This is a genomic window from Streptomyces sp. NPDC043854 (genome assembly GCF_056436005.1).
The window spans coordinates 57,614-77,591 of record NZ_JBWKDK010000027.1; the positions used below are offsets into that span (position 1 = coordinate 57,614).

16 protein-coding genes are annotated in these 19,978 nt (G+C 73.0%); 11 read left to right on the forward strand and 5 right to left on the reverse strand.

Going from position 1 to position 19,978, the window contains the following annotated elements; translation table 11 throughout:
* Nucleotides 1-72 precede the first annotated feature (72 nt).
* From AC068A_RS23710 to AC068A_RS23725, 4 genes are read left to right on the forward strand one after another with little or no spacing between them, the layout of a single operon-like run.
* Nucleotides 73-1,518, forward strand: a complete 1,446-nt coding sequence (locus AC068A_RS23710) for an MFS transporter (protein WP_478587914.1) — start codon at nt 73-75, stop codon at nt 1,516-1,518.
* Nucleotides 1,511-3,658: a molybdopterin oxidoreductase family protein gene (locus tag AC068A_RS23715; protein ID WP_478587916.1), complete on the forward strand. Its 2,148-nt coding sequence runs from the start codon at nt 1,511-1,513 to the stop codon at nt 3,656-3,658. The genes AC068A_RS23710 and AC068A_RS23715 overlap by 8 nt, the downstream gene beginning before the upstream one ends.
* Nucleotides 3,655-5,178, forward strand: coding sequence for an FAD-dependent oxidoreductase (locus tag AC068A_RS23720; protein ID WP_478587918.1), 1,524 nt, complete (start codon nt 3,655-3,657; stop codon nt 5,176-5,178). The genes AC068A_RS23715 and AC068A_RS23720 overlap by 4 nt, the downstream gene beginning before the upstream one ends.
* Entirely contained in the window at nt 5,175-6,416 is a 1,242-nt protein-coding gene (locus AC068A_RS23725; protein ID WP_478587919.1) for an FAD-dependent oxidoreductase, read from the forward strand. The genes AC068A_RS23720 and AC068A_RS23725 overlap by 4 nt, the downstream gene beginning before the upstream one ends.
* A 145-nt stretch (nt 6,417-6,561) precedes the next feature.
* Here the strand turns inward: AC068A_RS23725 and AC068A_RS23730 are convergent, their stop codons facing one another.
* On the reverse strand, nt 6,562-6,873 hold the full coding sequence (locus tag AC068A_RS23730; protein ID WP_478587921.1) for a DUF6415 family natural product biosynthesis protein: 312 nt from the start codon (nt 6,871-6,873) through the stop codon (nt 6,562-6,564).
* Nucleotides 6,874-7,020: 147 nt separating this feature from the next.
* Between AC068A_RS23730 and AC068A_RS23735 the strand changes: the two genes are divergently transcribed.
* Together AC068A_RS23735 and AC068A_RS23740 are read left to right on the forward strand one after the other, a co-directional pair.
* On the forward strand, nt 7,021-8,268 hold the full coding sequence (locus AC068A_RS23735; protein WP_478587923.1) for a Twin-arginine translocation pathway signal: 1,248 nt from the start codon (nt 7,021-7,023) through the stop codon (nt 8,266-8,268).
* Between the two features lies 1 nt (nt 8,269).
* The gene (locus AC068A_RS23740; protein WP_478587925.1) at nt 8,270-8,584 is read left to right on the forward strand and encodes a 4a-hydroxytetrahydrobiopterin dehydratase; all 315 of its coding nucleotides are present in this window, start codon (nt 8,270-8,272) and stop codon (nt 8,582-8,584) included.
* A 256-nt stretch (nt 8,585-8,840) separates the two neighbouring features.
* Here AC068A_RS23740 and AC068A_RS23745 read toward each other — a convergent pair whose 3' ends face one another.
* The 4 genes from AC068A_RS23745 to AC068A_RS23760 form a co-directional block, all read right to left on the reverse strand.
* The gene (locus tag AC068A_RS23745; protein ID WP_478587927.1) at nt 8,841-10,019 is read right to left on the reverse strand and encodes an acyltransferase family protein; all 1,179 of its coding nucleotides are present in this window, start codon (nt 10,017-10,019) and stop codon (nt 8,841-8,843) included.
* Nucleotides 10,020-10,172: 153 nt separating this feature from the next.
* Complete coding sequence (locus tag AC068A_RS23750) at nt 10,173-11,546, reverse strand: aldehyde dehydrogenase family protein (protein WP_478587929.1); 1,374 nt, start codon at nt 11,544-11,546, stop codon at nt 10,173-10,175.
* A complete protein-coding gene (locus AC068A_RS23755; RefSeq protein WP_478587931.1) occupies nt 11,546-12,649 on the reverse strand; it encodes a phenylacetate--CoA ligase family protein in 1,104 nt (367 codons plus the stop codon). Before AC068A_RS23755 ends, AC068A_RS23750 begins: the two co-directional genes overlap by 1 nt.
* Nucleotides 12,650-12,751: 102 nt before the next feature.
* A complete protein-coding gene (locus tag AC068A_RS23760) occupies nt 12,752-13,555 on the reverse strand; it encodes an arylamine N-acetyltransferase family protein (protein ID WP_478587932.1) in 804 nt (267 codons plus the stop codon).
* Nucleotides 13,556-13,788: 233 nt separating this feature from the next.
* Between AC068A_RS23760 and AC068A_RS23765 the strand changes: the two genes are divergently transcribed.
* The 5 genes from AC068A_RS23765 (at nt 13,789) to AC068A_RS23785 (ending at nt 19,707) form a co-directional block, all read left to right on the forward strand.
* Nucleotides 13,789-15,408: a carboxylesterase family protein gene (locus AC068A_RS23765; protein WP_478587934.1), complete on the forward strand. Its 1,620-nt coding sequence runs from the start codon at nt 13,789-13,791 to the stop codon at nt 15,406-15,408.
* A 73-nt stretch (nt 15,409-15,481) separates the two neighbouring features.
* A complete protein-coding gene (locus AC068A_RS23770; RefSeq protein WP_478587936.1) occupies nt 15,482-16,726 on the forward strand; it encodes an MFS transporter in 1,245 nt (414 codons plus the stop codon).
* A 26-nt stretch (nt 16,727-16,752) separates the two neighbouring features.
* The gene (locus AC068A_RS23775; RefSeq protein WP_478587938.1) at nt 16,753-18,144 is read left to right on the forward strand and encodes an FAD-binding oxidoreductase; all 1,392 of its coding nucleotides are present in this window, start codon (nt 16,753-16,755) and stop codon (nt 18,142-18,144) included.
* Between the two features lie 35 nt (nt 18,145-18,179).
* Nucleotides 18,180-18,992, forward strand: a complete 813-nt coding sequence (locus AC068A_RS23780; protein ID WP_478587940.1) for an arylamine N-acetyltransferase family protein — start codon at nt 18,180-18,182, stop codon at nt 18,990-18,992.
* Between the two features lie 229 nt (nt 18,993-19,221).
* The gene (locus tag AC068A_RS23785) at nt 19,222-19,707 is read left to right on the forward strand and encodes a hypothetical protein (protein WP_478587942.1); all 486 of its coding nucleotides are present in this window, start codon (nt 19,222-19,224) and stop codon (nt 19,705-19,707) included.
* The last annotated feature ends 271 nt before the right edge of the window (nt 19,708-19,978 follow it).

The window sequence follows — 19,978 nt, forward strand, 5'->3', positions numbered from 1 at the left end:
GAGGCTTGAGTTCGAACTGAACTGAACTGTATAGTTCAAGGTGTCAGCCACCGAACAGAAAGCCGAGGAGCCATGACGTCGCCCGCGCCCGCACGTCCCGCAACCGGACGCTGGATCGAGGACTGGGACCCCGAGAACGAAGAGTTCTGGCAGCGGACCGGAAAGCGGATCGCACGCCGCAACCTGGCCCTCTCGGTCCTCTCCGAGCACATCGGCTTCTCGGTGTGGAGCATGTGGTCCGTCCTCGTGCTCTTCATGTCGCCCGCGATCGGCCTGGGCTTCACCCCCGCCGAGAAGTTCCTCCTCGTCGTCGTCCCCACCCTCGTGGGCGCCGCCCTGCGGCTGCCCTACAGCCACGCGGTGACCCGCTTCGGCGGCCGCAACTGGACCGTCTTCGCCTCCGGGATCCTGCTCGTACCCGCCCTGGCAGCCCTGTGGTTTATCCAGCAGCCCGGCACCCCGCTGTGGGTGTTCCTGCTGATCGGCGCGGCCGGCGGAGTCGGCGGCGGCAACTTCGCCTCCTCGATGACCAACATCACCGCCCTCTTCCCGCAGCGCCACCAGGGCTGGGCCCTCGGCATCAACGCGGGCGGCGGCAACCTCGGCGTCGCCGCCATCCAGCTGATCGGCCTCCTCGTCATCGCCACCGCCGGCAGCACCCACCCCGCGTACGTCATCGCCGTCTACCTCCCGCTGATCGTGCTGGCCGCGCTCCTCGCCGCCTGGAAGATGGACAACTTCACGGCCGTCCGCAGTGCCCCCGGCGCCCAGCGCGAGGCCGCCCGCAACCCGCACACCTGGTGGATATCCCTCCTCTACATCGGCACCTTCGGCTCCTTCATCGGCTACGGCTTCGCCTTCGGGCTGGTCCTCCAGAGCCAGTTCGGCGCCACCCCGCTCCAGTCCGCCTCCTACACCTTCCTCGGCCCGCTGCTCGGCTCCCTCTTCCGGCCCGTCGGCGGGCTGCTCTCCGACCGGTGGGGCGGAGCCCGGGTCACGCTGGTGACCTTCCTGGCGATGGCCGCCGGCACCGGCGTCCTGCTGCTGGCCTCCGCGCAGGGCTCGTACGGGCTGTTCATCGCCGGCTTCACCGCCCTGTTCGTCCTGACCGGCATCGGCAACGGCTCCACCTACAAGCTCATCCCGGCCGTCTTCGCCCGGCAGGCCCAGGACCAGGTCACCTCCGGCCACGACGCCGAGGCCGCCTTCGCCCGCGCCCGCCGGCTCTCCGGCGCGGTCATCGGCATCGCCGGCGCGGTCGGCGCCCTCGGCGGAGTCGGCGTCAACCTGGTCTTCCGCAGCGCCTACGGCGGGCCCGAACCCTCCGGCGAGCCGGCCTTCCTCGCCTTCCTCGGCTTCTACGTGGTCTGCGTCCTGATCACCTGGGCGGTCTACCTGCGCCGCGGCCCCGCGGCCGGGACCGCCGCCGCGGACCGGACCCCCGCCACCGCCGCGGACCGGGCCGCCGCGGCCCCCGCGGCCGCCGAGCCGGCCCGAGCGGAGGCCACCCGTGTCTGAGACCGCCACCCACTGCCCCTACTGCGCCCTCCAGTGCGGCACCCGGCTCGCCCACGACGCCGACCGCACCACCGGCCGCACCACCGGCCGCACCACCGTCCGCCCCGATCCCTCCTTCCCCGTCAACCAGGGCGGCCTCTGCCAGAAGGGCTGGACCGCCCCCGCCCTCCTCGACACCCCCGGCCGCATCACCCGGCCCCTGGTCCGCGGCGCGGACGGCGCACTCGCCCCCGCCGACTGGGACACCGCCCTCGACCTGATCGCCGGCCGGCTGCGGGCCATCCGCGACGAGCACGGCCCCGACGCGGTCGGCGTGTTCGGCGGCGGCGGCCTCACCAACGAAAAGGCCTACCAGCTCGGCAAGTTCGCCCGCGTCGCCCTCGGCACCAGCCAGATCGACTACAACGGCCGCTTCTGCATGTCCTCCGCGGCCGCCGCCGGCTCGGCCGCCTTCGGCCTCGACCGCGGCCTGCCCTTCCCCGTCACCGACCTCGCCTCCGCCGACGTCATCCTCCTCGCCGGCGCCAACCCGGCCGAGACGATGCCGCCGCTGATGCGCCACCTGAACGCGGCGCAGCTCATCGTCATCGACCCGCGCCGCACCCCCACCGCCGAGGCCGCCGCCCTGCACCTCCAGCCCGCCCCCGGCACCGACCTCGCACTCGCCCTCGGCCTGCTGCACCTCGCCGTCACCGAGGGCCACACCGACCGGGAGTACCTCGACAAGCGCACCACCGGCTTCGAGGCCGCGTGGCGGCGGGCCGCCGCCTGGTGGCCCGAGCGGGTGGAACGCGTCACCGGCGTCCCCGTCGCCGAGATGCGCGAGGCCGTCGCCCTGCTGGCCGGCGCCGAGCGGGCGTACGTCCTGACCGGCCGCGGCGCCGAACAGCACAGCAAGGGCACCGACACCGTCGCCGCGTTCATCAACCTCGCCCTCACCCTCGGCCTGCCCGGCCGCGAGGGCAGCGGCTACGGCTGCCTCACCGGCCAGGGCAACGGCCAGGGCGGCCGCGAACACGGCCAGAAGGCCGACCAGCTGCCCGGCTACCGGATGCTCACCGACCCCGCCGCCCGCGCCCACGTCGCCGCCGTGTGGGGCGTGGACCCGGACAGCCTGCCCGGCCCCGGCCGCAGCGCCTACGAGCTCCTCGACGCCCTCGGCACGGACGGCGGGCCGCGCGCCCTGCTCGTCTTCGGCTCCAACCCGGTGGTCTCCGCGCCCCGCGCGGCCCGCATCGCCGACCGGCTGGCCTCGCTCGACCTGCTCGTCGTCGCCGACTTCGTGCCGTCCGAGACCGCCGAGATGGCCGACGTCGTCCTCCCCGTCACCCAGTGGGCGGAGGAGGAGGGCACCATGACCAGCCTCGAAGGCCGCGTCCTGCGCCGCCGCCGGCTGCTCACCCCGCCCGGCGAGGCCCGCAGCGACCTGGAGGTGCTCCGCGGCCTCGCCGTCCGGCTCGGCCAGGACCCCGCCCGCTTCCCCGCCGTACCGCGGGAGGTCTTCGACGAGCTGCGCCGGGCCTCGCGCGGCGGGCGCGCCGACTACTCCGGCATCAGCTACGAGCGGCTCGACGCCGGCGAGGCCCTGCACTGGCCCTGCCCCGAGACCCCCGACGGCGCCGCCCCGCACCCCGGGACACCGCGGCTGTTCCTCGACTCCTTCGCCCACCCCGACGGGCTCGCCCGGTTCGCCGAGGTCGAGCACCGCGACGCCGCAGAGACCCCCGACCCCGACTACCCGCTGTACGCCACCACCGGCCGGGTCCTCGCCCAGTACCAGTCGGGCGCCCAGACCCGCCGGGTCCCCGAACTCGCGGCCGCCGCCCCCGAGGCCTTCGTCGAGATCCACCCCGACACCGCCGCCCGGCTCGGGCTGGACGAGGGCGCCGCCGCCGAGGTCGCCTCGGCCCGCGGCAGCACCACCGCCCGGGTCCGGCTCGTCCCCTCGCTGCGCACGGACACGGTGTTCCTGCCGTTCCACTTCGCCGGGGCCGGGCGGGCCAACCTGATCACCTCGGCGGCCCTCGACCCGCGCAGCCGGATGCCCGAGTTCAAGGTGTGCGCGGTCCGGGTCGGGCCCGCCGCCGAGGCCGCCGACGACGTCCGTGACGCCGGCGACGAAGCCGGAGCCGGGCTGTGAGCGCGGGCGAGGTGCTGGTCGTCGGCGGCGGCAGCGCCGCCCACCGCTTCGCGGAACGGCTGCACCACCACGGCCACCGCGGCGGGGTGACGGTGCTCGGCGCCGAACCGCGGGCCCCCTACCACCGGGTGCTGCTGACCTCCGTCCTGGATGGCACGCTGCCCGCCGCCGCCCTCGCCCTGCCCGAACTCCCCGAGGGCGTCCGGGTGCGCACCGGGACCACCGTGACCCGCATCGACCGCCGCCGGCGCCTCGCGTACGCCGACGACGGCTCGGTGCACCGCTACGACACGCTGGTCCTGGCCACCGGCTCCCGCCCCCGCGTCCCCCGCATCCCGGGGCTGCCCCGGCCCGGCGGAGCCGAAGGGGTCGTGGCCCTGCGCACCCTCGCCGACGCCGGACAGGTGCTGCGGGCCGCGCCCGACGCGCGCCGCACCGTCGTCCTGGGCGCCGGGCTGCTCGGCGTCGAGGCGGCCGCCGCCCTGCGCCGGGCCGGCCACGAAGTGGCCCTCGTCCACCGCGGGCCGCACCCCCTGCACCGGCACGTCGACGCCACCGCCGGCGCACTCCTCGGCCGGCGCCTGGCCGAACTGGGCGTGGAGCTCCACACCGGCCGCCGCGCCACCGGGTACTGCTCCGGCAAGCTCACCCTGGACGACGGCAGCGTGCTGGCCGCGGACACCCTGCTGCTGTGCACCGGGGCCGTGCCCGAGACGGAACTCGCCCGCCGGGCCGGCCTCGCGGTCCGCTCCGGGATCACCGTCGACGGGCGGCTGCGCACCGACGACCCGCACATCCACGCCATCGGGGACTGCGCGGAACACCCGGGGGACACCGCGGGACACCTCGAACCCGCCTGGGAGCAGGCGGAGTCGCTGGCCCGGCAGCTGACCGGAGCCGACAGCGGCCCGGAGCACCGCGGCACCCGCCAGGTCACCCGGCTGCGGGTGCCCGGCATCGACCTGGTCCGGCTGGGCGGAGCCCCGGCCCCGGCGGCCGGCACGGACCGGGCCGACGGCGCGGCCCCGTCAGCCGGTGCGGACCCCGTGGTCGACGCCGCGAGTCCGGCAGCCGGCCCGGCCCCCGCCACGGGCGGCGCGGTGCCCGCGGGCAGCGGACCCGAAGTGATCACGCTCGCCGATCCGGCGCGCGGCCGCTACGCCCGCCTCACCCTGCACGACCGGCGCATCACCGGGGCGGTCCTGCTCGGCCTGCCGCGGGCCATCGCCGCCGTGACCCGGCTCTACGAGCGCGGCCTGCCCGTGCCGTCCGCCGGGCGGCTGGAGTTCCTGCTCGGCATCCCGCCGGCCGAGCCCGGCGCGGACGAGCTTCCCGACGACGCCGTCGTCTGCCGCTGCAACAACGTCACCAAGCACGCCATCACCGAGGCCTGCCGGGCCGGCGCCGACGGTGTGGAGGAGGTCGCCGCGGCGACCCGCGCCACCACCGGCTGCGGCGGCTGCACGAGCGCCGTGCGCTCGCTGTGCGGCCTGGTCCGAACCGGGAGCACCCCCTCATGACGACGCACGCCGCCCGCACCCCGCGCACCCCCCGCACCCTCGTCCTGGCCGGACACGGCATGGCCGGCCACCGCCTCGTGGAGGAGCTGCGCGCCCTGGACCCGGCCGGATCCTGGCGGGTGGTGGTCCTGGCCGAGGAGCCGCACCCCGCGTACGACCGGGTGGCGCTCTCCTCCTACCTGGACGGCCGCACCGCCGCCGACCTCAGCCTGCCCGCGCCCGGCCTCGCGTCGGACCCGCGGGTGGAGCTGCGGCTCTCCACGGCCGTCGCCTCGATCGACCGCACGGCCCGTACGGTGACCACCACCGCGGGCGACACCATCGGCTACGACGCCCTGGTCCTGGCCACCGGCTCCAAGCCCTTCATCCCTCCCGTACCGGGCCATGACCTGCCCGGCTGCTTCGCCTACCGCACCCTCACCGACCTCGACGCGATCCGCGAGGCGGCCGTGCCGGGCCGCCCCGGCGTGGTCATCGGCGGCGGCCTGCTCGGCCTGGAGGCGGCGAACGCGCTCCGGCTGCTCGGCATGGAGCCGCACGTGGTGGAGCTCGCCCCACGGCTGATGCCGCTGCAGGTGGACGCGGCCGGCGGCGGCGTCCTCGGGCAGCGGGTGGCGGAGCGCGGACTGCACGCCCACTGCGGGGTCGCGACCGCGTCGGTGCAGGCCGGCCCGGACGGCCGGGCCGCGGCGGTGGCCCTGGCGGACGGCACCGCCCTGGAAGCGTCCGTGGTGATCTTCTCGGCGGGCGTGCGCCCCCGCGACGAACTGGCCACCCCGGCCGGCCTGGAGCGCGGCGAGCGCGGCGGCTTCCTGGTGGACGCGCTGTGCCGCACGGAGGACCGTCGCATCTGGGCGATCGGCGAGTGCGCGGCCGTATCCGGCCGCTGCTACGGCCTGGCCGCCCCCGGCTACCGAATGGCCGAATCGGTGGCCCGCCAACTCCTCGGCCTCGGCGCGGAGCCCTTCGAACAAGCGGACATGTCAACGAAGCTGAAGCTGCTCGGAGTGGAGGTGGCAAGCTTCGGCGACGCCCAGGCGAGCACCGAGGGCTCCCTGGAACTCAGCCGCCTGGACGAGACGCAGGGCACGTACGCCAAGCTCGTCCTGGACGCCGACTGCCGCACCCTCCTGGGCGGCATCCTGGTAGGCGACGCCCAGGCCTACGCCGACCTCCTCCCCTACGTGGGCCACCCCGCCCCCACAGCGGCCCACCGCCTCCTGGCCCCGGCGTCGTAACCGACGGGCCCAGAGGGGCATTCGGGATCGCCGTACGCGTGGCCGTACTGATCGGGCCGGGCGCCGGACGCCGAGAACGAGACGATCGTCACGTACAAGGCGCTGCGGATCGCGCGCTGACAGCGCGCACAGACTCGCCCTCCGCTCACGCGGCCACGACCCGGGAAAGCAGCGCGTGGAGCCGCCGGAGCACGCGGGCCATCGCCCGGGTGCGGGTCCACCGACCGAGCGACGAGTCGGCCGGCCCCTCGCGCAGGATGGCGTTCCAGTCGTCCAGCACCCGCACCGCTTCCGCGCTGTCGAGAGCGGCGACCTCCGGAAACCACAGGTCGCCGTACACCTGCAGATCGACCGCGATCCCGGCGATCTCCCCGTCCGCCGGCTTCTGCTCGAACGGCACGAGGGCCCGCGCAATCAACCGCGCCCCCGCATCCAGCTCCGCCTGGTCGATGGCCATACCGTGCGCTCCCTACCGTTGTCACCGGATGTAATGGGTAGATGATGGGCAGGCCCCCTCCTGGCCGAATAGGCCATCCCGCGGCCACGCATGGCCACGTTGCGGCCATCGCTGGATACGGCCGCTACAGCACCTCAGACTGGGCTCATGAGCCACCGCAACGATGCGTTGAGGGCAGCCCGGCTCCGGGTCGGCTGGCGCACCATGGAAGCCGCCGCCGCGCAGCTCACCCAGCACGGTCAACGACTTCTCGATGATGCGCATTTCACCGTCAGTGCCCGAACATGGCGCCGATGGGAGGGGGCACGGCCTGGGTGGCCGCCGGAAGAGACCGCGATCGTGCTGCACGATGCGCTTGGGCGATGGCCGGAGGACCTCGGATTCACGGTGCCCCGCGGGTGGATGCGCCCCGAGAGACACCGAGAGGAAGATGTGAAGCGCAGGACGTTCGTCTCTGTCACCGCGGCCGCGCTGCTGCCCGGTCCGACCGCCCCTCAGTACGTCGACCCTGCGCTGATCACCTATTTCCAGGAGCAGTTGGAGGGGCACTACCGCGCCGACATGCTTCTCGGCCCGCACGACCTGATCGGCACCGTGTCCGCCCAGTACCAGCTCATCGACAAGCTGGTCAGGTCTGCGAGCGGAGAAACCCGCCGAGGTCTGCTCAGTGTCGGAGCCGCCTATGCGGCACTCGTCGGCTGGCTCTATCAGGACGCCGGCGATCTCGGGGCAGCCGCCTTCTGGCGGGGTATAACCCAGGAGATCGCGGCGCGCTCCCGAGACCCGCAACTGATCGGCTACAGCCTCGTCAACCTGGCCCAAGTCCGCACCGACCTCGGTGATGGCCGCGGGGTCATCGACCTGTGCGAGGCCGCCCTCGAGGACTCCGACCGGCTCGTGCCCAAAGTGCGGATCATGGCCATGCAGCAGCAGGCCCACGGCGCCAGCCTCACCGGCGACCGGCATGCCGTGGACCAGCTCATCGATGGCGCCGGCAGACTGCTCGGCAGGGTCGACGACCACCTGCCCTGGGGCAACGCGTGCCGACGAACGCCGGGCTACCTGGAGGTGCAGCGCGCCACCTGCTACGGCCGTCTCGGCCTCGGCAACGAGGCCGACAGCCTCTGGGCGCAGTTGGTCGCCGACGTGCCAGCGACCGCTCGGCGGGATCGCGGCGTCTACCTCGCCCGCCACGCCGCGGCCGCGGCCTCAGCCCGAAAACCGGACCAAGCCGTCGAGATTGCGCGGGAGGCAGCGGCCATCGCCGTCGAGACCCGTTCCGCCCGCTTGGTCCGTGAACTGCATTCCCTGAAGCGGACCATGACGCCATGGCAGGATGCGCCGGAAGGCCGGGGCCTCGCCGAGGTCTTGGCACCTGTGACCGAGGGGAGCTGACATGGGTGTACCGCAGCCGCTGTCCGACGAAGCGATCACACAGAAGCTGTCGGGCCTGCCGGGGTGGAAGCGGGAGGGCAACGAGATCACCCGCACCTACGAGATCCGCTACCACGCCGCGGTGGCCGCGATCGTCACGATCGCCGACAGGTCCCGGCGGATCCAGCACCACGCGGACCTCGACCTCCGGATCGACCACCTGCGGGCGGCGATCACGACCCACGACGCCGGGCACCGACTGACCGCCGCGGACTTCGACCTCGCCCGCCGCATCGACGACATCGTCGCCGCACACCAGGCCATCCCACTGGACTGAGAACGGCAAAGCCCTCGCCCGGGACATGGCGGCGCCCTTCGGGTTCGGTGGGAACCCGAAGGGCGCGGGCCTGAGGTCGTGGCGGGCGGCCGGGCCTGAATTCCGGCCGGGAGGGGTGCGCGGCGCTCTGGTGGGCGGCGTGGGTTCCGGTGGGGCGGAGGTGCACCGGTGGGGGCGGTGCGGGCGCCGGTGGGGCGGAGCGGCCGTGGGGTGTGGGCGGGTCGGCAGCGGGCCGGGCGGGCAGCCGGGCCGGCGGTCAGACCGTGAGGCGGTCTCGGGGCTGGTCGGGCGTGCCCGCGGTGGTGGTCGCCGCCGCTGCGGCGGCGGCCTTGGCGGCCTTGGCCTTGCGGGAGGTGGAGAAGCGGCGGGTGATGGGCGCCTCCACCCAGGCGTACAGGGCCCAGGACAGCAGCACGCTGACGAGCGCCTGCGCGGCGATCAGGGCGATGCCGACCGGCGTGGAGAAGAGCTCCTCGCCCAGCAGCTTCCTGGAGTAGGCCAGGACGATGTAGTGGACCAGGTAGAAGGCGAAGGAAATCTCGCCGAGCCAGACCATGAACCGGCCGTTGAACGGCGTCGGCTTGCTCTCGGCGTCGCCCATGGCGAAGGCCGCGATCATCAGGACGATCGGGATGAGCGTGACCGCGCGCTGCGCGTACAGGTGCTCCACGTTCAGGGCGAGCGCGTAGCTGACGGCGAGGAGTACGGCCGACGCGGTCATGCCGATGTTGCGCCAGCGGCCCGTCATCACGGCGCGGGCGACCAGGATGCCGAGCGCGAAGTCGAGCAGGCGCACGGGCGGCAGGACGTACGCGAACCAGTACTGCACGGTGGAGGTGCCGTCGGCGCCGGGCATCTGCATGCCGCCGCCGGGGATCACCGCGTAGGTCAGCGTCGGGGTGAGGAAGACGGCGACCATGACGCCTGCGATCCAGTACTTCAGCTTCGCCGGGTCGATCTTCCTGATGAACAGGATGAGCAGCGGGAAGGCGAGGTAGAAGATCGCCTCGGCGCCGAGGGACCAGCTGGGCGGGTCCACGCTGAAGTTGGTCGCGAAGTCGGGCACCCACACCTGGAGCATGAACAGGTTGAGCACGGCCTGCCAGGGCTCGGTCATGACCGCCGCGAACGTGACGAGGGCGAGCGCCCAGGTGATCACGTAGTTCGGGTAGATCTTCACGAAGCGGCGGCGCCAGAACGCGCGGAAGGTGTCCTTCTCGCGGGCCGACCAGGTCAGGACGAAGCCGCTGAGCACGAAGAAGAACGTCACGCCGAGGGCGCCGGCCTGCGAGACGTACTTCGCGAAGGTGTCGTTCGCGGTGTCGCTCTCGAAGAGCCGGATCCACGGCACTCCGAGGGAGGCGTGGTAGAGGAAGACCAGGAGGGCCGCGGGGAAGCGGAGTCCGGTCAGCGAGTCCAGTCTGGGCAGTCTCACAGGTCTGGAACCCTCCGTTCCATTCATGGTCATGACAACTAACTCCTTCTCGGGACACGGGTCTTGCGGGGCGGGCGCAGTGCGCGAGTCCGGGCCGCCGCGGCCGCACGGGCACGGCCGGCCCGGACTCACGGGTGCTTCACACGGACTGCCTCAGTCGCGGATGACGGTCTTGGTCCGCATCAGGAACTCGCCGAGGTAGCCGTCGTGCGGAACGCCCGGGCGGATCCAGTACGTCGGGTGGTCGCCCAGGTACAGGTTGCTGATCGTGGGCTCCTGCAGCAGCTCGTCGATGAGCCCCTCGTCCTCGGTGAACGCGGTCAGCACCAGCGAGTTGCGCAGCGGGCCGATCCCGTCCGCGGGCGTCCAGGGGGCCACCCACACGCACGGGAAGGGCAGTTCGATGCCGGCCTGGTCGGCGTCCGGCCGGTCGAGCTGGTGCACCGAGGGGCGCAGGACGGCGCTGCCGTCGCCGAGCTCCTCCACGATGCCGTCGCCGCCGAGGTGCGCGGTGGTCCCCGCGGCCCGGGCGAGCAGGAACTTCTCCAGCTTGCGGGCGCCCTCCACCGGCTGCACCGCCAGGACCGCCTTCTCGTCCTCCGGCGGCAGGCTCGGAATCTCCGCCAGCCGCTCGGCGATGGCCCGCGCGAGCGGCGCCGGGTCCCCGTCGATCAGCACGGTGGTGGCGTTGATGCAGGCCACGCCGCCCTGATGGCTGATGGAGTCCACGATGACGTCGAGGTGGTCGCGCCAGTCGACGCCGGCCGGGATCAGCATCTTCGAGCGGCCCGGGCCCTGCGGCAGCACCCGGGTGCCCGCGTACTTGCGGACGACCTCGTCGCCGCCGTACACCAGCCCGTAGTCGGCGCTGCGCAGGATCTCGTCCGCCGCCTCGTAGTCCGTGGGCAGCAGCACGACCTGGTCGGCGCCGAAGCCGGCGGCCCGCAGCGCGGAGATCAGGCGGTGCGGGGTGAATGGCTCGCGCCGCGAGGGGCGTACGGCCACCCGGTAGCCCATGGCGAGGGCCTCGACCCACAGCGAGTGCGGGCCGGGGTGGTTGCCCGCGGCGTGCACCGCGAAGACGTCGCCCTTGCGGGTCCACACGGCGCTGCCGCGCCGGGTCTCCTCGGCCCGCCAGTCGTCCACGGCGCCCGTCGGCCGGGCCTGGTAGGCGGCGACCGGCGCCACCTCGGTGGCCTCGATGATGGCCGCGGTCGCCGCCTGCACGACGCCGATCGGCACGCCGGAGACGCGCGCGACGGTGCGCTCGTACTCGGCGAACGTCAGGCCGTCGACGGTCTCCTCGGCGAAGATGCGCCCGGCCCGGGCCAGCGCCGCGGTCCGCTCGGCGGCCGGCATCGTGCGGGCCCTGCGCAGGGCGTCCATGGCGCGGGTCACGAACAGCTTGGGGACCAGGCTGAGTTCGGCGACCGGCGCGCCCGTCACGTCGGTGACGGTCATGCGCTTGCGCGCGCGGAAGGGTCCGGCGGGCCCGAGCGCGTCCAGCGTGATCAGGCCGGCGCTCATTAATAGACCCCTTCGATGACGGTCTCGTTGTCGAACTCCTGGACCGGGGCGATGTCCGCGACCGAGTCGCCGATCTGCCAGACGCCCTCGGGGGCCGGCACGCGGGTCGCGTAGTCGCGCTCCAGGTTGTTCGGCATGAACAGGCTCTTGCTGATGTGGTGCATGACGACCTGGCCGCGCTCGCCGTACGCGACGGTCCCGCGGGTCTGGGGGTCGACGACGTCGAAGACCATGTGCGGGGCGAACGGGTCGTAGATGCACGGGTCGTCGTCGGTCAGGCCGGGGCGCTCGCTGGCGTTGCCGAGGATCATCGTCGAGCCGTAGCCGCTGTACAGGTGGGCCTTCGGGAACACCTCGGTGCGGTACAGGTAGCGGGTGTCGGCGTCCATCTGGGTGCCGACCCAGTTGATCGCCTTGACCTTCTCGTCGATGAGCTTGGCCAGGTCGGGGCGGCGTGCGAGGCGCTCCAGCACCGGCGGGGTGCACATCAGGACGCCGATGTCCTGGGTCTGGAGCAGGAACGCCACCTGGTCGACGATGTGCTCGGCGTAGGCGCCGGCCTCGGCGGTCTTGCCGTCGGCGATGAGCTTCTTCACCCAGCGCGGGTCGAGGTCGACGGTGAAGGCGAGACCGCCGCGGAAGGCGGTCTGCCGCTTGATCACGTCACCGACCATGTGCGGGCCGGTCGGGGCGACGACGAGCCAGTTCACGTCCTGCGGGACGCCGTGGCGGTCCAGCTGGCCGCTGCTCCAGGCGAGCAGGCGGTCCAGCCACTCCCGGAGCAGGACGATGCGCTTGGGGGCGCCGGTGGTGCCGCCGCTCTCGTAGACGCCGACGACCTCCGGCCGCTCGCCGTAGCCGCGGGGTATGAGGTCCTCGGCCCGCACGTCGCGCAGCTCGTTGGCGAGGTTCGGGAACCTCTTCAGGTCGTCGAACCCGCCGATGTCGGTCAGCGGATCGAACCCGAGAGTTCCTGCGCGTTCCAGCCAGAACGGCGAACCCGTTTCCGGGGAGAAATGCCACCGCAGGGCGGCGCGCAGGAATTCGTCGGGATCCGGCTGGGTGTCGAGTGGGAATTCCAGCAGGGGGTCAACGGTGGACACAATGCTCCTTCCGGGTACGGAGTAACGCCGTACTCTTCGCATCGTGCGCCGGTCCGCGGGAGCCGGTCCACGCAATTCGGCCGAGTCCGTCAACTGCCCGTGTCAGGTCAGCAGGATCCCCGCCGTCAGGTTCACGCCGCCGCCTTCGGGAAGCCGGTCGATTTCCATCCGGAAGTGGGTGCGGTACGCCTCGAGGAGGGCTTCGCCGGTCTCGAGCTCCTCGATCGTGCGCTCGCCGCCCTCGATCCTGACCAGGCGCTTGTCCTTCAGCGTGACCCGGCCGCCGTCGGCCAGCGGCAGGAAGCAGAACAGCTCCTGGAGGAACGGCGAGTCCGGGCTGCTGCGCCACCACCACAGGGTCGGCCCGAAGTCGGCGAGGCGGCAGGGCCGGTCGTCGACCCGGTAGAGCGGCCTGCCGTCGAGGGACACGTCGAACCCGCCGTCCTCCGCCGGCGCGACGAGGTACTCGCCGTGCGGGTCTTTCTGCAGGTCGGAGCTGTGCAGGCGGAGGGGGTGGCGGCTGTTGCGGCCGAAACCGGCGTCCACCAGCCAGGGCTCGCCGTCCAGGGTCACGCGCAGCGCCAGGTGGCACATGGCCGGGCCCAGCCCCTCCGGCCGGTACACCCGGCCCGGGAGGACGTCGACGGTGTAGCCGAGGGCGGCCAGGAGCACGCCGAAGGCGGAGTTGACCTCGTAGCAGCCGCCGCCGCGGCGCTGCCGCACGATCTTGTCCACGGCCTGCTCCCCGAGGTGGATCTCCCGGCCGAGGTGGTAGTCGATGTTCTCGAACGGAACCGACAGGACGTGCCGCTCCTGGAGGTGGGCGAGGCCCGCCGCATCGGCTTTCCGCGGCCTCTTCGCGCCGATCCGATCGAGATATCCGGTCACTTCTGCGTCGTCCAGCATCGCATTCTCCTCGACCATTCGAACCGGGCAGCGTACGCCGAATGAAAATACACGGCCACCCGGAGCCGTCCCGTCGAGCTGACGGACAATGCGGCACCTGACAGAGTGCCCTGTCACTTGTTGCCGCCCTCTCGCGCGTTTACCAGCATCGGATGGTCCAGAGTCATCCGACGCGGCATTTGATGAGTCGGTGTGACTGCCCGCCCGCCGATGACGATGGAGAACTCACGGCAATGGCACCTTCCGCCGCCCACAGCCCTTCACCGGAGGCCGGGGACGTGCTGGCCCGCACCACCGCCGGCCTGGTCGCCGGCGAGCGCGCCGGACGGCTTTCCGTCTTCCGGGGCGTCCCGTACGCCCAGCCGCCGGTCGGGGAGCTGCGCTTCGCCTCGCCGCGCCCTCCCGTCCCCTGGAGCGGGGTCCGCGACGCGACCGCCTTCGCACCCGAGTCGCTCCAGCCGATCATCCCCGGCAGCTCCGAGGACTCCCTGTACGCCAACGTCTGGACGCCGGGCACCGGCGACGGGGACGCCCGGCCGGTGCTGGTCTACATCCACGGCGGCGGCTGGATGGTCGGCGGCGGCAGCCTGCCCGTGTACGACGGCGCGCGCCTCGCCGACCGCGGCGACCTGGTGGTCATCACCTTCAACTACCGCCTCGCCGCCCTCGGGTTCGGACTCCACGAGGAGTTCACCGACCCCGAGACCGGCGGCTTCGCCAATTGGGGCCTCCAGGACCAGGCGGCGCTGCTGCGCTGGGTGCACGCCAACGCGGCCGCGTTCGGCGGCGATCCCGGCAACATCACCGTCGCCGGCACCTCGGCCGGCGGGGCGAGCGCCTGGCAGCTGGCCCTCCTGCCCGAACTGCGCGGCATCATCCGCCGGATCGTCCCGATCAGCGCCTGCCATGTGTGGGACCCGTCCACCTCGCTGACCCCGGCCGACGCCCGCGAGGCGTACGCGTCCCTCGCGCGCCGGTTCGGCACGACGGTGCCGGGGCTGCGCGAGGTTCCCGCCGCCGACCTCATGCACGCCTGGGAGGACCTGTTCGGCGGGCTGCCCGGCGACCGCGCCCTCGGCAGCGGCCGCGAGTTCCGCGGCCCCGTCGTCGACGGCCGCTGGATGAGCGCCTTCGACTGGGAGCTCCCCACCCCCGAGGTGCCGGTCATGGCGGTCCACACCCGCACCGAGGGCTCCTTCTACACCGGCCCCTGCCCGCCGCAGCCGACCCCGACCCCGCCGCCCGCCGACGCGGCCGAGCTGCGCGAGGCCGTGCGCGGCGTCCTGGACAAGGGCTCGGCCAAGGTGACCGACGAGCTGGTGGACGCCTGCCTCGCCGCGTACCGGGAGGCCGCCGAGGCCGAGGGGCTTGCGCAGGACCCGCTGTCGCTGTGGACGGAAATCTGGGGCGACGCGCTGTTCCGCTACCAGATCGTGCGGCTGTCCGAGCGGCACGCCCGGCACGGGAAGACCCCGCAGTACGTCATGGAGTTCGCCCACCCCGTGCGCGCGCCCCACCACGGCACCCCGCACGAGGCGACCTCGCCGTTCCTGTTCGGCACGTACGCCGACACCGCCGCGATCGCCGCCACCTACCCGGTGCCGGAGACGACCCCCCTGTTCCACGACGGGCCCGTCGAGCGCACCGTGTCCGAGACCTTCATGGACCTGGTCGCCGCCTTCGCCCGCGACGGCGTGCCCGCCGCCCCCGGTCTGCCCGAGTGGCCGGTCTTCGACCCCGGCACGCCGAGCACGCTGGTCCTCGGCGGTGAGCGGATCACCGAGCTCGCCGGCCCGTCGAAGACCCGGCAGCTGCGGTTCTGGGACGAGTCCGGCTGGGTCCCCCGCACCTGATCTGCCCGCGGCCGCCCTGCCGCCTCCCCGCAGGGCGGCCCCCGCCCCCGGTTACACGAATGAGGTACTTGCCATGGCAACACTCGAAACACCCGCCGACACCACCGACAAAACCGACAGCACAGCCGCCGGTGCGCCGCCCCAGGCCGCCGCGGAGGCCACCTCGCTGAAGAGCTGGCTCGCCGTCGTCTCGGTCGCGGTCGGCATCTTCACCCTGGTCACCGCCGAGCAGCTGCCCATCGGCCTGCTCACCTCGGTCGGCTCCGCCCTGAGCGTCTCCGAGGGCACCGCCGGCCTGATGGTGACCGTGCCCGGCCTGGTCGCCGCGCTGTCCGCGCCGCTGATCCCGGTGGTCGTCGGGCGAATGGACCGCCGCTTCCTGCTGGTCGGGCTGATGACGGTGATGGCCGCCGCCAACCTGATCACCGTTCTCGCGCCGAACTTCGGGGTGCTCCTCGCCTCCCGCGTGCTCGTCGGCATCACCATCGGCGGCTTCTGGGCCATCGCGGGCGGCCTCGCCTTCCGCCTGGTCCAGCCCGCCGCGGTGCCCCGGGCCACCGCGCTCATCTTCGGCGGTGTCGCCGCCGCCAACGTCCTCGGCGTCCCCATCGGCACGCTGATCGGCGGCCTCGCCGGCTGGCGCACCGCGTTCGCCACGCTCGGCGTGCTCGCCTTCGCGGTGCTCGTCGCCCTGCTGGTGCTGCTGCCGAAGCTGCCCGCCACCAAGCCCGTCAGCGTGCGCGAGCTGATCGGCCAGTTCGGCAACCGCGGCGTGCGCGCCGGCATCATCGCCACCGCCCTGATCGTCACCGGCCACCTGGCCGCGTACACCTACGTCAGCCCCATGCTCCAGCAGGTCTCCGGCATCGACGAGGACCTGATCAGCGCCCTGCTGCTGGGCTTCGGCGTCGCCGGCATCGTCGGCAACTTCGTCGCCGGTGCGGCCGTCGCGAAGAACCTGGGCCGCACCATGACGGTGATCATCGTGGCGCTGGCCGCCGCGATGCTGCTGTTCCCGCTGCTCGGCAAGAGCCAGGCCGGCGGCATCGCCCTGCTGGTCCTGTGGGGCCTGGCCTTCGGCGGCGTCTCCGTCAGCCTCCAGACCTGGATGCTGAAGTACGCGCCCGACGCCATGGAGGCGGCCTCCGCGCTGTGGGTGTCGGTCTTCAACCTGTCCATTGCGCTCGGCGCCCTCGTCGGCGGCCTCATCGTCGACAACGTGCAGCTGACCACCGTCGCCTGGATCGGCGGGGCCGTGGCCCTGCTGACCGCCCTGACCCTCCCGAGCCTGCGCGCGCCCGCCAAGGCAGCGCAGTGAGCCACCCGTTACAGGAAGGAACCTCCGTGTCCGCCACCGACCTGTCCGCACTCGACGCCGAGCTGCGCGGGCCGCTCCTGCTGCCCGGCACCGACGCGTACAAGGAGGAGACGCTCGGCTTCAACCGGATCCTGCCGGAGAACCGGCCCGCCGCCGTGGTCGTCGCCGACGGCACCGCCGACATCATCGCCACCGTGCGCTTCGCCGCCCGGTCCGGCCTCGCCGTCGCGGTCCAGGCCACCGGCCACGGCATCTCGCTGCCCGCCGACGGCGCGATCCTGATCAACACCCGCAACCTGACGGGCGTACGGATCGACCCGCGCGCCCGCACCGCCCGCATCGAGCCCGGCGCGCAGTGGCGCCGGGTCATCGAGGAGGCCGCGGCCTTCGGCCTGGCCCCCCTCAACGGCGCCTCCCCGGGCGTCGGCGTCGTCTCGTACACCCTGGGCGGCGGCCTCGGCCCGCTGGGCCGCTCGTACGGCTTCTCCGCCGACCACGTCAAGAACATCGACCTGGTCACCGCCGACGGCGAACTGCGCTACGCCTCCCCCGAGGACCATCCCGACCTGTTCTGGGCGCTGCGCGGCGGCAAGGGCAACTTCGGCGTGGTCACCTCCATCGAGATCGGCCTCTTCCCGGTGTCCCGGCTGTACGGCGGCGGCCTCTTCCTGCCCGGCGAACACATCGAGCAGATCCTGCCGACGTGGCGGGACTGGACGCGGACCCTCCCGGACGCGATGCAGTCCTCGATCGCCGTGATGCGCTTCCCGGACATCGACGTGCTGCCGGAGCCGGTCCGCGGCCGCTTCCTCGCGCACATCCGGATCGCGTTCAACGGCTCGAACGAGGAGGGCGAGGAACTCGTCCGCCCGCTGCGGGAGATCGCCCCGGCGGTCCTCGACACCGTCGGGGACATGCCCTACACCCGGGTCGCCGAGATCAACATGGACCCGACCGTCCCCGCCGTGTACTACGAGCGCTCCACACGCATCCGGGAGCTCGACGACGCCGCCATCGCCACCCTGGTCCCGCTGATCAAGGAGGGCGCGGACGCGGTCCGCCCCGGCGTCGAGCTGCGCCACCTGGGCGGCGCGCTCGGCCGGCAGCCCGAGCACCCCAACGCGCTGCCGCACCGCGACACCGCGTACACCCTGTTCGCGGGCGCCCCCGTGTGGCCCGAACACATCCAGGACGTACGCGAGTTCCAGGAGCGGCTCATGGAGACGATGGAGCCGTGGCGCATCGGGGGCCCGTTCCTCAGCTTCATCAGCGCCCTGGAGTCCTCCCCCGAGCACCTGCGCTCGGCGTACGACGCGCAGACCTATGCCCGGCTCGTGGCCGTCAAGGACGCCTACGACCCGCAGAACCTGTTCCGGGTGAACCACAACATCCCGCCGACCGGATGGCGTTCCCGATGACGGCGGGCGCGACGAACGAGGAGAGAAGAGACGACATGCTCAGCGAAGCGATGGTGGACGCGTACCTGGAGCGCATCGGCGCGCGCCGACCGGAGCGGGCCGACATCCACGCGCTGCGGCACCTCCAGGAGCGCCACGTGCTGTCGGTGCCGTTCGAGAACATCGACTACCACGTGGAGGGCGCCGAGCTGGGCCTGGAGCGCGACTTCCTCTACGAGAAGATCGTCACCCGGCGGCGCGGCGGCGGCTGCTACGAGCTGAACCCGGCCTTCGGACACCTGCTGGAGGCGCTCGGCTTCCCGGTGGAGATCCTCCCGGGCGCGGTCTTCCTCGGCGGCGAGTTCGGCGCCCCGCTGTGCCACCTGGCCCTGCGGGTCCACGTGGACGGCCAGGACTGGATGGTCGACGTGGGCTTCGGCAAGGGCAGCCGGTTCCCGCTGCCCATCGGCACGGACGAGGTGCAGAAGGACCCGCACGGCGACTTCCGCGTGCTGCGGCCCGAGGAGGGCGGCCTCCAGGTCGAGCTGGACGGGCACATCCAGTACCGCCTCGACGAGCGGCCGGTGCGCATCGCGGACTTCTACCCGACGCTGTGGTGGTACCGCACGGCGCCGGACTCGGTGTTCCTGCACAACCTCATCGCCTGCCGGCAGAGGGAGGACGGCCGCGTCACCGTCAACGGCCGCGAGCTGACCCGCACCACCGCGGACGGCAAGGAGACGGTCCTGCTGGCCGACGACGCGGCGCTGCGGGCCGCATACGAGGAGCACTTCGGCATCGTGGTCGACACCATGCCGAAGCAGCCGGACGTCGACCCGGCCGTCCGCATCATCATGCAGATCGACTGATCACCCCCTTCCTCCCCGCATATCCGGTCCCTGTGCCGCATCCCGCATTCCGGGTGCGGCACAGGGGCCCTTTCGGGGCACGAACGGCCGGAAATGCGACCTGACGGATCGACAGCTGGTCCATACCGCACCGGCATTCGGCAGGCCATCATGGGAATTGAAGCCGCCGCGTTCACCGCCGGCCCCGGTAAGAAAATTCCCGTTCCGAATCCATTGGGGAGAGACTCACATGCGCAAGAGCACCCGCATCAAGGCCGCGGTATTCGCGGGTATCGCCGCGCTGGCCACCGCGACGGCCGTGACGGGCTCGGCGAACGCCGCCGTCGAGGGCGGCAGCGGCTGCCTGACCCTGCCGGGCAGCTGGCGGGTCGTGGACGACAACACCAAGGAGACCTTCCTCGGCAGCTACCACGGCAGCGCCTCCGCCACGGCCGGCACCGTCAACTTCTCCTCGCCCAACAACACCACGACCGCCTCGCACGGCGAGTGGAAGCTGACCGGCTGCGGCACCTACTCGGACACCGACACCGCGCTGCTCATCGGCACCGACGGCAAGGCCAACTCCACCATCACCTTCAAGGCCAACATCACGGTCACCGGCCGCACCACCGCCAACTTCGACTTCGCCTACCAGATCCACCAGCTGGACGGCACCTTCGTCACCGGCGGCTCCTCCACCGGCAAGGGCTACCGCATCAACGTCCAGCCCCGCTGATCCACCGCTCCACCCGCCACATCCCCTTCCCCTCCTGTGGCGCCCGTACGGGCCCGGCGATCCCCCCGCCGGGCCCGTACGGCTTTCCCGTACTTCCCCTACGGCCCTCCCGTACGGCTTGCCGGTCGGCCCGTGCGCCCGTACGCCCGTACGCTGCTTCGCCACGACGAAGCGGGGGGGGGGGGGGGGGGGGGGGGGGGGGGGGGGGGGGGGGGGGGGGAGAAGAGGGGGGGGGGGGGGGGGGGGGGGGGGGGGGGGGGGGGGGGGGGAG

Bases quoted from the DNA above. Each gene is read 5' to 3' on its own strand.
- AC068A_RS23780 (WP_478587940.1), top strand. From the start codon at position 18,180: ATGCTCAGCGAAGCGATGGTGGACGCGTACCTGGAGCGCATCGGCGCG.
- AC068A_RS23750 (WP_478587929.1), bottom strand. From the start codon at position 11,546: ATGAGCGCCGGCCTGATCACGCTGGACGCGCTCGGGCCCGCCGGACCC.
- AC068A_RS23765 (WP_478587934.1), top strand. From the start codon at position 13,789: ATGGCACCTTCCGCCGCCCACAGCCCTTCACCGGAGGCCGGGGACGTG.
- AC068A_RS23770 (WP_478587936.1), top strand. From the start codon at position 15,482: ATGGCAACACTCGAAACACCCGCCGACACCACCGACAAAACCGACAGC.
- AC068A_RS23710 (WP_478587914.1), top strand. From the start codon at position 73: ATGACGTCGCCCGCGCCCGCACGTCCCGCAACCGGACGCTGGATCGAG.
- AC068A_RS23725 (WP_478587919.1), top strand. From the start codon at position 5,175: ATGACGACGCACGCCGCCCGCACCCCGCGCACCCCCCGCACCCTCGTC.
- AC068A_RS23760 (WP_478587932.1), bottom strand. From the start codon at position 13,555: ATGCTGGACGACGCAGAAGTGACCGGATATCTCGATCGGATCGGCGCG.
- AC068A_RS23730 (WP_478587921.1), bottom strand. From the start codon at position 6,873: ATGGCCATCGACCAGGCGGAGCTGGATGCGGGGGCGCGGTTGATTGCG.
- AC068A_RS23785 (WP_478587942.1), top strand. From the start codon at position 19,222: ATGCGCAAGAGCACCCGCATCAAGGCCGCGGTATTCGCGGGTATCGCC.
- AC068A_RS23740 (WP_478587925.1), top strand. From the start codon at position 8,270: ATGGGTGTACCGCAGCCGCTGTCCGACGAAGCGATCACACAGAAGCTG.
- AC068A_RS23735 (WP_478587923.1), top strand. From the start codon at position 7,021: ATGAGCCACCGCAACGATGCGTTGAGGGCAGCCCGGCTCCGGGTCGGC.